Source organism: Methylobacterium sp. Leaf112, from assembly GCF_001423295.1.
In the GTDB taxonomy this organism is placed as follows: domain Bacteria; phylum Pseudomonadota; class Alphaproteobacteria; order Rhizobiales; family Beijerinckiaceae; genus Methylobacterium.
The window spans coordinates 375,601-389,611 of record NZ_LMNG01000031.1; the positions used below are offsets into that span (position 1 = coordinate 375,601).

The window sequence follows — 14,011 nt, forward strand, 5'->3', positions numbered from 1 at the left end:
TCGGTCACCTCGGTCAACGATTTTCGCCATCGCGCATATCGAGGATACGCGTGCGGCCGTCATCCACAGACGCATCGTGCGATCGCCTGTCCGCGACGGAGACCGTGTCGGCCTTCGGCAGAACGGGCGCAGAGGGCGGTGCGAGATCCAGCCCGAGGAAGTAGCGGGCGAAACCGATCCGAGCGGCTTCCGCGTCGGGAAACGGGCCGAGCGCACCGAGCCCACCAATCTCTTCGATGATCACATAGAGCCCATCGGCACGCTGTTCGTGACGCCAGTTCTCGTGAAACAGATCACCTGCCATCGCCCCAACCCTTTCGGCCCTCACGCGGCGCAGCCTCCCTACAGGTTCGAAGATCCCTGCTCCTCACCTCAAAAGGCAGAGAAAAGGACCGAGGCGGCTGCGCCTCCGCCCCTGCATACAGGGTGGTCATATCGGTATCCGTTCGCTCGGCACGGCGCCGGGCAAGACCATTCGTCCTGAGACCCATGCCGGTCCACCGAGATCGAGGTGGGCAGCGATGACGCCCCACAGCGTCAACGGTAAACTCAGTCCGGCATCGGCGGCGCTTCCGCGGGATCGAACATCGGATCGCGCGGTTCCGGCGCTGCCTGCTCGCGAACACGACGACGCGGAGTCGGACCCGTCGTACAATTGCTGCAGATGGACGAGGTCGCGCGACGAACGCGATCGTCGAAGGCCTTCTCGCGGACCTTGCGCTCCGCCTCGGCGCGATCACGCCGCGCCTGCGCTTCCTCGGATGACGTGGACGGCGCGTCCGGCGTGGCGGTTTCGAGCCGAGGCGCGGACGGCCTCGGCTTATGAGGACTCGGATCGGGTTGCGCCGAAGCACCCAAGGGTAAGCCTGTCAGCAGGCCCGCGACCAGAAGGACAGCACGCATTTCCGTAAACCTCACGCTGCCGGGACCCGTAGCATATCGGACATTCGACGTCGCCGAGAGGCCGGCATAAACCGCCGCGCATCGGCAAGACTTGCCGGGGCGCAGCGCCGCCCGGGACGAACGATACGACCTAAGCCCTTGATTTTCCGAGACAACACCGACGGCATACGGATTGCTGACTTAGGTATGACCGATCTCGCGGACCCCAAGGCCGACCATGGACATTTTCAGTGCGCTACAAACCGCGGTGTCGGGCCTCCAGGCCCAGTCGTACTCGCTGAACAACATCTCGGGCAACATCGCCAACTCGCAGACAACCGGGTTCAAGCGGGTCGACACGAACTTCGTCGACATGATCGCCGAGCAGCCGCTGAACAAGCAGGTCTCCGGCTCCGTCGGCGCTTTCTCTCGGTTGACCAACACCATCCAGGGCGGCTTGGTTTCCACCGGGATCGACACCAACATGGCCCTGAGCGGGCAGGGGTTCTTCACGGTTCAGACGAAGACCGGCGACGCGGCGGGTCAGGCCAGTTTTTCCGCAGCCCAGTACTTCACCCGCCGGGGCGATTTCAAATCCGACAACCAGGGTTATCTCGTCAACGGGGCCGGCGGTTACCTGACCGGCCAGAGTCTCGACCCCCGAACCGGACAGACCACCGGGACCGGCCCCATCAAGATCTCGACGGCATCGCTTGCCGCCAAACCGACGACGAGCATTGCCTACGGCGCCAATCTGCCGATGACGCCGTCGACCAAGAATGCCGTCGCGGGCAATGCCGACTCGGCACTGCTCAAGACCCTGACCTCAGGGGCCTACACCCCCGTTCTCACCGATCCGGCGGCCCCCGCCCTGGGAACGCCGATCAAGGGAAGCGATGCCACGAAATTCCTCAACGACACCCTCTCCGGGGGATCGCTCACCGCCTATACCGATTCCGGCGCTCCGATGACCGTTCAGATGCGTTGGGCCAAGGTCCAGAACGGAGGCGCGGCCACCGCCGCCGTGTCGGCCGATCCGACGGCGACGCCACCCATCGCCGCTGCGCCGGCCAAGCCCGCAACCGATGACGTGTGGAACCTGTTCTACCTCGGAAACTCGAATGCCGGCGCAGCGGACGACGCCTGGCAGAACGTCGGCCAAGCGTTCACCTTCAAGAGCGGCCAGCTCACGTCGCCGACCGCCCCGATCATCCCCGATCTTACCGTCGACGGGGTCAAACTCAGCAACGTCGGCCTCAACATCGCCGCAGGCGCCCTGACCCAGTACGCCACCAGCGAAGGAAGCGTCCGCACCGACACGGTGCAGCAGGACGGCTACGCGTCGGGTACCCTGACCTCGCTCTCGGTCACCAGCGACGGCAAGATCACCGGCACCTATTCCAACGGCAACTCGGCGGCCCTCGCCCAGGTCGGGATCGTGCAGTTCAAGAACGCCGACGCCCTCAAGGGCGACACCAACGGGACCTACACCCAGACCCTCGATTCCGGCGCGCCGATCTCCGGCCTCAACGGATCGTCCGTCGTGGGTGGCGAGATCGAACAGTCGAACACCGACATCGCGGCCGAATTCTCGAAAATGATCGTCACGCAGCAGGCCTACTCAGCCAACACCCGCGTGATGTCGACGGCGCAGACCATGATGAGCGACCTGATCAATATCATTCGCTAACATCGATATTAAGATGAAAACGAAACATCAACCATCCAAGTCATCTTTCTAGGAACGCCGCCCCTGCGAACGTTTTCTGCCTCAGTTTCCGGAGCAGATTAGGAACGCAGGGGGCACCCGGCCGCAGGACGAACAACCTGCACGCCCGCTTCAGGACCTCGCGCGAGGGGAAGGCCCGAATCGATGTCGCTGAACGCGATCAACACCGCCACGGCCGGCCTGCAGGCGATGCAGGCGCAGATCGGCGTCGTTTCGCAGAACATCGCCAACGTCAACACGGTCGGCTACGTCAAGCGTGTCCAGTCACCCGTCGCCCAGAACGACGGAACGGGCATCAACAGCGGCGATGTCTCGCGAATTCTCAACGCCACGTCGCAGAAGCAACTGCGGTTGGAGAGTTCCGGCGCGGCCTATACGAACATTGCCGCCAACGTGGCGACGCAGCTCGATGCGCTCTACGGCGTTCCCGGTTCGAGCACATCCCTCGATGGGGTCCTCAACGGATACACGCAGTCCCTCCAGGCACTCGCCAACGATCCCACGGTGAGCTCCGTTCGCGCCACCGTAGCCAGCAACGCTGCGGCCCTCGCGAGCCGGATCGGCACCATCGCCAGCGGCATCCAGACCTTGCGCACGGGAATGGAATCGCAGATCGCCAGCGACGTGAAGAGTGCCGGTTCCCTGCTCAAGTCCATTGCACAGCTCAACGTGAAGATCGTCGCCGCCAACGGCATCGGCGCCAGTCCCGATCTTCTCGATCAACGCGACCAGGCCATCAACCAGCTCGCCCAATACATGGACGTGCAGGCGACCCAGGTGGGCGACGGTTCGATCACGGTGATGACCCAGTCGGGCGTCACCCTGGTCGATCACGGCGTTTCCGCATCGCTCGGCTTCGACAGCCGCGCGGTGTTGAGCCCCGAGGCCCTCTATTCCACGGAGGCGGGCAAGAGCGGCGTCGGCACGATCACCGCAACGACACCCGGTGGCGCTCGGATCGATCTCATCGCCACGGGCGCCTTGCGCTCAGGCTCCCTCGCGGCCGCCGTGACCGCCCGCGACGACACCCTGGTTCAGGCACAGCGCCAGATCGACGAACTGGCGGCCGGGCTGGCACAATCGACCACGGACAGGACCGTTAGTGCCGCTGCGAGCACAGGCATCGACCTAAACGGGTTGAAGGCAGGCAATCGGATCACACTGGGTCTCGCGAACGGTTCTCAGATCGTTCTCGTCGCCTCGGACACCGGGACTGCTACCTTCCGAACTGGCGATATCGATGGTTCCGCGCCTATCGCCTTCCGAATGCCCGGTGCCCAACCCATTGGTACGATCAACGGCGATGCGACACTGGCAGCGAATATCACAGCCGCCCTGCAACCGAATTATGTCGCGTCCGTCACGGCGGGCAAACTCACGATTGCGCTTGGCACAACGCCGGTGGCAGGCACGGCATCCGTGACCACACTTGGCGCGACCCTCACCATCCCGTCCGCCGCGAGCGAAACGAAAGCTCCCAGCAACAATCCCGAGATCGCTCTGTTCGTCGATTCCGGCCGGGCCAACGGCCTCTACACAGGCAGCTTTGACGGCGGCTCCCAGCTGACGGGCTTTGCCCAGCGCATCGCCCTCAACCCGGCGATCAAGGCCGACACCAGCGCCCTGGTGCTGTCCTCGGCGACGACCCAGTCCGGCGACGCAACGCGTCCGCAACGGATTTTGGACGGGCTGATCACCCGCCCCTACACCTTCTCGGCCGCTTCCGGCATCGGCGGCGTGCGGGCGCCCTTCACCACCAACGTGGCCGACTTCGCCTTGCGCATCATCGACGCGCAGGGAGCGAACGCGGCGTCGAGCCAGAGCCTGGACGAAGGGCAGCAGATCGCCCTCGCGACGGCGCAGAGCCGCTTCTCCAGCGAATCCGGGGTCAAGATCGACGAGGAGATGGCCAACTTGATCCAGCTCCAGACCGCCTACGGTGCCAACGCGCGGGTGCTCACGGCCGCCCGCGACATGCTCGACACGCTCCTGCGGATCTGAGCCGTGGTCCCGCCCAACGTCGTCCGTCCTCCGTTCCCGGGATCGCGCCCATGACCATCACGCCCTTCGCGGCCGGCAGCTACACCACCACCTTGAACACGCAGCGCCTGCTCGCGACCAAGGACAAGCTCGACACGCTCACCACCCAGCTGACCACGGGCCGGGTGGCGGAGACCTATGGCGGCTTGGGTGCCTCCCGTACCACGAGCTTGAGCGCACACGCCCAGGTCGCGCGCCTCGATGGGTACGCCGCCAGCATCACCGGCGCCCTCAACCGCATCACGCTCGGTTCGGCCAGCCTGCAGAATCTGTCCAAGGTCACGTCGACAACGGTGAGCGGCATCGCCGAGGGATTGACCAACACGAGTTCGTCCTCGGCCCGCGACACCACCCGCCAGACGGCTGTGGCCAACCTCGACCTGTTCGTCGATACCCTGAACCAGAACTACGCCGGAACCTACCTGTTCGGAGGGCGCGCCACCGATACGCCACCCGTCATCTCAGCCGACGAGATCCTCAACGGCGACGGCACCAAGGCCGGCCTCAACGCCATGATCGCCGAGCGCAAGGCCGCCGACGGGATCACCGGGACGGGAAACCTCAGCATTCCGGCCACCGGGACGGCGGCGGTCACGGTCTCCGAGGGAGCGAGCGCGATCGGACGCGCGAATTTCGGGTTCACCCTGCTGGGCATCGACAGCTCCAATAAGGCCGCGTTCAGCGAAAATCTGGACGCGGCCAGTGCGCCGAGGGTGGCTCTCGGTTTCGGCACGCAGCCGACGGACGGCGATGTCGTGCGGCTCAGCGTCAACCAGCCCGATGGCAGTCAAGCCTTCGTCGATTACACGGCGCGGACAGGCCCCGCCCTCGGAGCCAACGAATTCCTGATCGGCACCGATAGCGGCTCCAAGCTGAAGTTGGCACTCGGGCAGAGCCAGATGGCGGCTCCCGCAAGTCTCGCCGCGCAACCCGTCGACGGCGCGTCGGTCCCGGTGACCATCGTGCAGCCCGATGGTACTCGAACCGTCGTAACCTACACGGCACGCACGGTCGCAACGGGCGCGGCCAACGAGTTCGTGATCGGGCAAGACGCGGCCGGAAGCTTCGCCAGCCTGACGATGGCCGTCGGGGAAAGGGGGATCGCCGCCGCCCAGAGCAAATCTCCCCCGGGCGTGACCCTGGCCCTCTCGGGCGGTACCCCTGCCAGCGCCTCCCTGACGGTCAGCGCCGTCACGCCGCCCAAGGACGGCGACACCATCACGCTGACCCTCGGCCTGCGCGACGGCACCCCGACGACGATCACGCTGACGGCCAGAACCGTCGCGGACAGCAAGGATCCTTCGGTTTTCGCCATCGGCGCCAGCCCGGAGGCGACGGCCCTGAACATCCAGAAGGCGCTTTCCGACACGGTGAAGACGAGCGCCGGCACGACGCTCGCGGCCTCGTCCGCCGTCCTGGCCTCCAAGGACTTCTTCGCGGGCTCGAAGTCGGACGCGTTCGCCCCGCGCCGGGTCGACACCGCCACCGGCGGCTTCTCCACCAATCCGGCTCGCAAGACGGTGATCTGGTACACGGGCGACGAGAGCCTCGCCGATCCGCGTGGCACGGCAACCGTCCAGGTCAGCAGCGGCCAATCCATCGGCATCGGCGCGCAGGCCAACGAGGCCGGCATCCGCAACGCGCTGGCGGGCATCGCCGCCCTGGCGAGCGAGAGCTTCGCCAGCACCAAGGAACCGAACGACACCACCCTTTCAGCCGCGGACCGGACCTTGGCGTTGAGCGAACGGAGCCGTTACACCGCCTTGACCGACCGTGTCCGCACCGTTCTCACATCCAAACAGGACGATCAGGGCATCGCCCAGATCGCCACCGAACTCAGCCTCGCCGCGGCCCAGATCACCAACGCCAAGGCACAGAACGGCGCCACCAAGGCGCAACTGCAGAACACCCTCGCGGGCACGGATTCGATCTCCACCGAAGAAGTCGCATCCAAACTTTTGGCCATGCAGAACCAGTTGCAGGCGAGCTATCAGGTGACCTCGATGCTCTCGAAACTGACGCTGGTGAACTACCTGTCGTGAGCGACTGGGTCGGGCCGGCCTTTCTGGCAGGCTTGGTTCGCTTCGGCATTCACGGCTCGGGTCGCAGGACTCGCCCCGTCCATCGGGCCCTTGCGGTATCGCGGGCTTCCGGTCCGGTTCGCGCGATCCCGGCGTCGATCGTTCTGGACCCGGACGGCGTTCACATCGGAGTTCGCAACAGGCCGCACCTTACCGGGGCTTCGGATCCAAGGGTGGAAACGGGCGCGGTCGCGCCGCGTATCGTCGTTGTGGCTGCGTCACTCGCCCCGACAAGACCGGTTTGCGCAAAGCGCGATCCTGCATCCATGCCTCCGGTCGGAAACACGACGCAGTCGTGACCCGTCGCACCCAACGCCGAGATGGGCGCGACGGGCATCCCTCCTGGATGGTCGCGGGGAGGTCGTAGAGCGCCTCGGACTGACGGAGGCTGTCCGGTCGACCGAACGACGCCTGCATCCGTATCATCGGCGGCGCGGCGCAACATCGGACCTCCTGCAGGAGCCGTCCCTTGCCTGGTGGGCTCGAGTGATCGACTCTGCGCCGCACCTCGATGATGGGCAGGGAGAACGAGAGATGGAATCGATCGGACGGGACCTCGCCGAAATGCAGCGGGTTCCCCTCGCGGCATCGCATATCGCAGCCCTTCGGGCCGTTGGGGTGGAGCGGCATTACCCGGCCGGGAGGTTCCTGGCACGTGCTGGCGAGCCCGCTGATCGATTCGTCTACGTCGAAACGGGCGAAGTCGAAGTGGTGAACCCATTCACGGACGAGCGCCATCTTCCGTCGACACTCGGGCCGACGCAGTTCATGGGCGAGATCGCGTTCCTGAATGGCGGCAACTGGTCGATGCCGATGCGGGCGGTGCGGGATACCAGCGTGATCGAGGTGCCGCGACTGGACATGCTGCGGCTGATGTCCGAGATCCCCGAAATGTCGGACATCGTGATCACGGTGCTCGCCGCGCGCCGTCGGCGGCAACTCGACACGCGGGACGGCACCTTGGTCCTCCTCGGCGAGGACGACGACCGGGCGGTTCGGCGGATTGCGGAATTCATGAGCCGCAACCGCCTGCCCTACAGGTCCTACGCGCTGGCAAGCCCGGAGGCCGATGCCGTGGCACGAAGCTGTTCGATTGCCGTCGACAGGCCTGCCGTGATCTTCGGTCGCGACATCGTCGTGACGGAACCCACATCCGACAAGGTCGCGCATCTGCTGGGCCTCAACCACGACCTCGTCGACGACGAGGCTTTCGACGTGCTCATCGTCGGCGGTGGCCCCGCCGGCGTTGCGGCCGGCGTCTATGCGGGCGCCGAGGGGCTGCACAGCCTGGTGATCGAGGATGTCGCGATCGGCGGCCAAGCCGGGACATCGAGCCGCATCGAGAACTACATGGGATTTCCGACCGGGATCTCCGGCGCCGATCTGGTCTGGCGCGGCGAGGTCCAGGCGATGAAGTTCGGGACGCGGTTCGCCATGCCGCGCCGGGTCACCAGACTGGATCAGCTCGAAGACGGAGCGTTCTGCGCCACGTTCGAGAACGATCAACGGGTTCGCGGCCGTGCCGTGGTCGTTGCGACCGGTGTACAGTACCGGCGCCTGCCGATCGATCGGCTCGAAGCGTTCGAGGGCGCCGGCGTCTACTACGCGGCAACGGAAATCGAAGCGCGTTACTGCCGGAATGCCGAGGTCATCATCATCGGCGGCGGCAATTCAGCCGGTCAAGCGGCGATGTTTCTCAGTCGGTCGGCCAAGCATGTTCGCCTCCTGGTGCGCGGACCGTCGCTCGCGGCCTCGATGTCGCACTACCTTTCGAGCCGTCTGGAAGCGGACCCGGCGATCACGATCGACTACGGCACCGAAGTCAGCGCTCTCCATGGCGAGCACCGTCTCGAAGCGGTCACGACCCGCAGCGTTGTCGATGGAACCCTTCGGACGAGCCCGGTCTGCGCCGTCTTCGTGATGGTGGGGGCCGCACCCAACACCGGATGGCTCTCGGGCCTCATCGAACTGGATGGCCACGGCTTCGTGCTGACCGGAGAGGCGATCGGGGCAGGATCACCTTACGCGACGTCACATCCCGGAATCTTCGCGGTGGGCGACGTCCGCGCAGGCTCGGTCAAGCGTGTGGCCTCGTCCGTGGGCGAAGGCTCGGTCGTGATCTCCAAGGTCTGGGAGTATGTCCGGCACTGACGGCGCAGAGCTTCTCAATGGGAATGAAACATCGACGGCTCAGCGACGCCCCGGAACGTGGCGCTGCGACGAACCCACCGGCCAGGAAAGCTGGCTCGCCTATCCGCATTCGGTCGCGCGATGGGGTCTCGGGAGGTCGCATGCCTCAGCACGGGCCGATCGCATCGTTCGCTCGACCGGGTGCCTGGATGGAGGGACCGAGCACCGGCAGAGCGACCTCATTCCGAAGGCGCCCGATGTCGTTCACCCGCAAGCATTGTCGCCTGAGAAGCTGTCGTCTCCCGGTCCCGTGCTGGAAGGCTTCAAGCGAACCGCCATAGCCCCCATGAGCGATCGACTACACTTGAGCGAAAAACTTCGTGCCGGCCACACCCGTGATGGTGAGGGCGATGAAGGCCATCTGGGTCGCATTCACTTTCTCGCCGAAGACCAGCGCGCCGAACACGACCACCCCGACGGCACCGAGGCCGGTCCACACTGCATAGGCCGTCCCGGCCGGCAGACCACGCATGGCAAGAGCCAACAGGCCCATATTGACGAAACTCAGGACGATCGGGACCGACGAGGTCGCCCAATCTCCCCGCACAGCCGCCCATTTGAGGCTCAAGGCCCAAGCGATTTCCGTGGCCACCGCCACGCTCAGAATAACCCACGCCATGGGGTGACTCTCCGATGCGGGCTCGAAAGAAAACGCTGCAGCCGGAAACCCGGAAGAGGCCGAACAGCTCCGCCGAGCACCGGGGCCCGACCCATCGAAGGCGAAAGTTTTAGTGCACCGCAACATTCCTGTCGATGCCGCAAATCGAGGCATCGCACCTCACCCCGTTGCCGCATGGTTGGGCAATCGAGCGTCTTCAAACGCTGCGTCGGTTGACGGCCCGAATGCCGATCCGCGGTAGGACGCCGGATTAATCCATTCTGGTCTGAAGCCACGTTGTGCCCCTGCGCCTTGCGAGAAACCTTCCATCGACGGCTGCAGGCGACCGATCGAGCGTCTCGCCACCCCGGGATCTCGCGCGACACATCGTCGAGCGAAGCAACGAGAGTCATCGGACCCACGGCCCATGCCTCCCGTTCTATCGATCGCCCGACCACTACCGAGCGGCGAAAAGGTCGCGTAACGCATCGGGCGCGCGGGGGATTTCAAATTATCATATGATAATGCATCGGTATCACGCACATCTAGAAACGCTTCCGGCGTCGGCGGAGCAATAAGAGAGGCGGGTGCCTTGAAGAGCAGAGCGCTCGCGCCACAAGTGAAAGGCGAAGTTGCTATGCACCCGGTTTCCAACAACGCTCCCATGACCATGCTGCTGCGCAAGCTCGACAGCATCGCCACCCTCTCGGATGAGGAGCAGGAAGCCGTTCGCAATTTGCCGGCGCGGACGCGGACCCTCGAGCCCGGGCAGGATATCGTGCGGGAAGGCGACAAGCCCTCGCAATGCTGCCTGGTCCTCGAAGGCTGGCTGTGCCGCTACAAGATCCTCGGCGAGGGTCGCCGCCAGATCTTCTCGTTCCACATTCCCGGCGACACCCCCGATCTGCAGAGCCTCCACCTGCCGGTGATGGATCACAGCCTCGGCACCGTGACCGTGGCCACGGTCGCGTTCATCCCGCACGACAGCGTCCGTGACCTGACCCTGCGCTTCCCGCGCCTCGGGGCGGTGCTGTGGCGCGACACCCTGATCGACGCGGCGATCTTTCGGGAATGGATGACCGGCATGGGCCGCAAGTCGGCCTATGGCCGGATCGCCCACCTGTTCTGCGAGATGTACCTCAAGCTCGAAGCGGTGGGCCTCGCCGGCGAGGAGGCGGCTTCGAAGGAGGCGGCGCCCAAGAAGTCGCGCGAGTTGCCACCCCTCGTGGTCGCCCGCGTCTCGGCCGATCCGGTGCCCACGCTCCGGACGGCCGGGCCGGTGAGATCGTGGTCATCGGCCATTCCTCTTNATGGATGACCGGCATGGGCCGCAAGTCGGCCTATGGCCGGATCGCCCACCTGTTCTGCGAGATGTACCTCAAGCTCGAAGCGGTGGGCCTCGCCGGCGATCACCGCTGCCCCCTGCCGATCACCCAGACCGAACTCGGCGATGCGCTCGGCCTCACCACCGTGCACGTGAACCGCACCCTGCAGGAGATGCGGGGCCAGGGGCTGATCACCCTGCGCAGCAGCACCCTGGTGGTCAACGCCTGGAACGACCTGTGCCGCTCCGCGGAGTTCGATCCCACCTACCTCCATCTGAAGAAGCAGGCTGACGGATGAGCCTCCACCTCCAGCCTGTGCAGGTCGCGACGGGCAGCAACGATACCGAGAGCCATCTCGTGTTCGACGATGGGTTCCTCGTGGCGATCCTGGTTCACCTGTGCGAGCAGCACGGCTGTGCAGGTCGCGACGGGCAGCAACGATACCGAGAGCCATCTCGTGTTCGACGATGGGTTCCTCGTGGCGATCCTGGTTCACCTGTGCGAGCAGCACGGCGACGACGCCGGCCGGTGGTTCCTCGAAGCCGGATTCGGCCGCGTCGACCATCCGAACCCGCCGACCTTCGCCAGTCTCGGCGCCGCCCAGGACTGGATCACGCACCGCCTCGCCACCACCGACGATACGACCTCCTAACTCGGGAAAAACGAGCGTTGTTCGGCCCCTCGAACGCCCGGAAGACAACGGGTCATCGGGCGCTGAACGCAAGACCCACAAGGTGAAAGCCCTGGTTGGCCCCGAAGTGTCCGACGGTGTCATCCCGATAGGCCGAGGGCGAGGGCGAGACGTTCGCGTGCCCGGCTCACCCGGCTCTTCACGGTACCGACCTGACACCCGAGCACCATCGCGGCCTCCGTGTGGAGCAGGCCGTCGACCATCACGAGCAACAGGGTCTCGCGTTGCTCCGGCGGGAGGTCGTTCAAGGCGAACTGTAGCTCGGCGAGGGCAACGCGGTGTTCCTGCTCGGGCGGCGCGGAGACCGAACCGGCGATGACGCCGTCGACGTCCTCGACCTCCCGGCGGAAACGCTTGCGCTGGTTCAGATGGATGTTGCGCAGGATCGTGAACAGCCACGCGACGAGGTTGGTCCCAGTGCGGAACTGGGATCGGTGCTCCCAAGCCCGCATGAGGGTCGCCTGAACCATGTCGTCTGCCTCTGCCGAATTGCCGGTACGGAGAAGAGCGAAGCGTCGGAGACGTGGCACCACGGCGATGAGTTCGTCGCCGAACGCCTTCGTGATCTGACGTTCGGCCTCGGCGTCGAGCAGGGCGGCTCGCAGACGTAGCAGAACTCGGCCGAGCCTCGTATCGGCATCGACCGTGTCCACGCTGGGAATGAGTTCGTTCAGCCGTGCCCCGATCTGATCTTGGACATGACGGGGCAATCCTTCGCTCGGCGAAGGTTCGTCGGTGACGATGCTTGTCAGCATTGTGGGGAGGAGTCCTTGTTCGGGATATCAGCCCTGAGAGGCTGCCCCTCTACGGTAGATTCTACCGGGCCGGTTCTGGATGATCGTTCACATTCACGTCAATGATCCAGATATACCGGTCTACGGACCTCCCGGCCCGGAACCGTCCGTCCACGAGCGCTGTTACGGCCTGGCTTGAATCGAGCGGTACGGAAGGCGGTGGGACGTGGTGGTTGCCGTCGACAGGCATGAGCTTCGGCAGATCATCGCCGGCCTCAGCGAGGGCGTGATCCTGGTCGAGCCCGACCAGACCATTGCCTATGCCAACGAGGCGGCCCTCGCGATGCATGGCGCGGAAACCATCGGCGAACTCGGCGAGACCGTGGACGATTATCGTGGGCGCTTCACACTGCGCTACCGCAACAACCACGCTCCGAACCAATACCCCATGGAGCGCGTCGTCTCGGGAGAACGTTTCCACGACGTCATCGTCGAGGTGACCCGAACGGACCGGCCAGAGGTCGATTTCGTGCACTCTCTACGCAGCCTCGTCGCCACCGACCGGGAGGGTAATCCGAGCTGTCTGGCACTCATCCTCAAGGACGTCTCGGAGCAGTTCGAGGCAGAGGAGCGCTTTGAAGCCACCTTCAACGCCAATCCGGCACCTGCAGTGATCTGCCGGCTGTCGGACCTGCGTCACGTCAAGGTGAACCACGGTTTTCTGGAGATGACTGGTTATACCCGCGACGCCGTGATCGGCCGCAGCGTCTACGAGGTCGACGTGCTGGCAGGCGCCCGCAGCCGGGATCTGGCGATCGCCCGGCTCAATACCGGCGCCACCATCCCGCAAATGGAGGCTTGCCTCGATCTGCCCGATGGCAGTTCGCGCTTCGTCATCGTCGCCGGCCAGCCCATCGAGTTCGGCGACGAGCCCTGCATGCTCTTCACCTTCGCCGACCTGGAACTGCGCCGCAAGGCGGAGAAGGCCCTTCGTCAGAGCGAGGAGCGCTTCGCCAAGGCGTTCCACCTCACTCCCGTGCCGACCCTGCTGGCACGGGCCGAGGGATTCTCCATCACCGGCGTCAACGAGGCCTTCACCCGGGTGTTCGGTTACAGCGCCGACAAGGTCACGGGACGTACGCCCGCGGAACTTGGTCTCTGGGTGCACGACGCCGCACGAACCCGGTTCGAGACGGCGGTGGCGCGCACCGGCTATGTCCTCGGCCTGGAGGTCTGCCTCCGGCACGAAGACGGCACCAACTTCGATTGCCTCGTCTCGGCCGAGCGCGTGGAGATCGGCGACCAGACCTTCGCCCTTCTGGTGCTGCAGGACATCACCGAGCGCAAGCGCACCGAGCGGGAGCTTTTCGAAGCCATCGAAACCGTCATGGCCGACACCTCCTGGTTCAGCCGCGGGCTCATCGAGAAGCTCACGACCCTTCGCCGGCCGGCGAGCGAGACCCGTGACGCCGTCGTTCCGAACGTGACGGGTCGCGAGCGCCAGATCCTCGACCTCATCTGCCGAGGACTGGACGACGATGGCATTGCACAGAGATTGGGGCTTTCGCGCAACACAGTCCGGAACCACGCCGCATCGCTCTACCGGAAGCTCGCCGTCCACAAGCGCTCGGAAGCCATCGTATGGGGTCGCAACAACGGGTTCCCGATTTCGGAGGCTAGCAAATAAAAACTGCCTTACCAGTATATTTGCACCATTGCTCACGGGCCACGCCGGACCACT

General features: G+C 65.2%; 12 protein-coding genes. 8 read left to right on the plus strand and 4 right to left on the minus strand.

What is annotated here, in order from left to right; genetic code table 11:
• Positions 1-13: 13 nt before the first annotated feature.
• Both ASF52_RS17515 and ASF52_RS22725 read right to left on the minus strand, forming a co-directional pair.
• A complete protein-coding gene (locus ASF52_RS17515) occupies positions 14-304 on the minus strand; it encodes a hypothetical protein (RefSeq protein ID WP_056174657.1) in 291 nt (96 codons plus the stop codon).
• Between the two features lie 245 nt (positions 305-549).
• Positions 550-903 (minus strand): hypothetical protein, encoded by a 354-nt coding sequence (locus ASF52_RS22725; protein ID WP_156368857.1) that lies wholly within the window; start codon positions 901-903, stop codon positions 550-552.
• A 217-nt stretch (positions 904-1,120) separates the two neighbouring features.
• Between ASF52_RS22725 and ASF52_RS17520 the strand changes: the two genes are divergently transcribed.
• The 4 genes from ASF52_RS17520 to ASF52_RS17535 all read left to right on the plus strand — a co-directional run bounded on the left by ASF52_RS17520 (position 1,121) and on the right by ASF52_RS17535 (position 8,883).
• Positions 1,121-2,572 (plus strand): flagellar hook protein FlgE, encoded by a 1,452-nt coding sequence (locus ASF52_RS17520; RefSeq protein ID WP_056174658.1) that lies wholly within the window; start codon positions 1,121-1,123, stop codon positions 2,570-2,572.
• A 183-nt stretch (positions 2,573-2,755) separates the two neighbouring features.
• Positions 2,756-4,612: a flagellar hook-associated protein FlgK gene (flgK, locus tag ASF52_RS17525; RefSeq protein ID WP_056174661.1), complete on the plus strand. Its 1,857-nt coding sequence runs from the start codon at positions 2,756-2,758 to the stop codon at positions 4,610-4,612.
• Positions 4,613-4,662: 50 nt separating this feature from the next.
• Complete coding sequence (locus ASF52_RS17530) at positions 4,663-6,693, plus strand: hypothetical protein (RefSeq protein ID WP_056174663.1); 2,031 nt, start codon at positions 4,663-4,665, stop codon at positions 6,691-6,693.
• Positions 6,694-7,266: 573 nt separating this feature from the next.
• Positions 7,267-8,883, plus strand: coding sequence for an FAD-dependent oxidoreductase (locus ASF52_RS17535; protein ID WP_056174664.1), 1,617 nt, complete (start codon positions 7,267-7,269; stop codon positions 8,881-8,883).
• A 337-nt stretch (positions 8,884-9,220) separates the two neighbouring features.
• On the opposite strand, the gene ASF52_RS17540 is transcribed toward ASF52_RS17535, so the two are convergent.
• Positions 9,221-9,541: a DMT family transporter gene (locus tag ASF52_RS17540; RefSeq protein WP_056174667.1), complete on the minus strand. Its 321-nt coding sequence runs from the start codon at positions 9,539-9,541 to the stop codon at positions 9,221-9,223.
• 643 nt (positions 9,542-10,184) lie between these two features.
• Here ASF52_RS17540 and ASF52_RS17545 point away from each other — a divergent pair.
• The 3 genes from ASF52_RS17545 to ASF52_RS17555 all read left to right on the plus strand — a co-directional run.
• On the plus strand, positions 10,185-10,829 hold a 645-nt coding region (locus ASF52_RS17545), incomplete at its 3' end, for a Crp/Fnr family transcriptional regulator (RefSeq protein WP_244473852.1).
• A 14-nt stretch (positions 10,830-10,843) separates the two neighbouring features.
• A complete protein-coding gene (locus ASF52_RS22730) occupies positions 10,844-11,143 on the plus strand; it encodes a Crp/Fnr family transcriptional regulator (RefSeq protein WP_056174669.1) in 300 nt (99 codons plus the stop codon).
• 117 nt (positions 11,144-11,260) lie between these two features.
• Complete coding sequence (locus tag ASF52_RS17555; protein WP_338011716.1) at positions 11,261-11,497, plus strand: hypothetical protein; 237 nt, start codon at positions 11,261-11,263, stop codon at positions 11,495-11,497.
• A gap of 119 nt (positions 11,498-11,616) precedes the next feature.
• On the opposite strand, the gene ASF52_RS17560 is transcribed toward ASF52_RS17555, so the two are convergent.
• Positions 11,617-12,189, minus strand: coding sequence for a sigma-70 family RNA polymerase sigma factor (locus tag ASF52_RS17560; RefSeq protein ID WP_244473853.1), 573 nt, complete (start codon positions 12,187-12,189; stop codon positions 11,617-11,619).
• A 307-nt stretch (positions 12,190-12,496) separates the two neighbouring features.
• On the opposite strand from ASF52_RS17560, the gene ASF52_RS17565 reads away from it, so the two are divergent.
• A complete protein-coding gene (locus ASF52_RS17565; protein WP_056174675.1) occupies positions 12,497-13,957 on the plus strand; it encodes a helix-turn-helix transcriptional regulator in 1,461 nt (486 codons plus the stop codon).
• The last annotated feature ends 54 nt before the right edge of the window (positions 13,958-14,011 follow it).

What these genes read in the sequence shown, in the direction of transcription:
- ASF52_RS17515 (WP_056174657.1), bottom strand. Translation starts at nt 304, where the DNA reads ATGGCAGGTGATCTGTTTCACGAGAACTGGCGTCACGAACAGCGTGCC.
- ASF52_RS22725 (WP_156368857.1), bottom strand. Translation starts at nt 903, where the DNA reads ATGCGTGCTGTCCTTCTGGTCGCGGGCCTGCTGACAGGCTTACCCTTG.
- ASF52_RS17520 (WP_056174658.1), top strand. Translation starts at nt 1,121, where the DNA reads ATGGACATTTTCAGTGCGCTACAAACCGCGGTGTCGGGCCTCCAGGCC.
- flgK (WP_056174661.1), top strand. Translation starts at nt 2,756, where the DNA reads ATGTCGCTGAACGCGATCAACACCGCCACGGCCGGCCTGCAGGCGATG.
- ASF52_RS17530 (WP_056174663.1), top strand. Translation starts at nt 4,663, where the DNA reads ATGACCATCACGCCCTTCGCGGCCGGCAGCTACACCACCACCTTGAAC.
- ASF52_RS17535 (WP_056174664.1), top strand. Translation starts at nt 7,267, where the DNA reads ATGGAATCGATCGGACGGGACCTCGCCGAAATGCAGCGGGTTCCCCTC.
- ASF52_RS17540 (WP_056174667.1), bottom strand. Translation starts at nt 9,541, where the DNA reads ATGGCGTGGGTTATTCTGAGCGTGGCGGTGGCCACGGAAATCGCTTGG.
- ASF52_RS22730 (WP_056174669.1), top strand. Translation starts at nt 10,844, where the DNA reads ATGGGCCGCAAGTCGGCCTATGGCCGGATCGCCCACCTGTTCTGCGAG.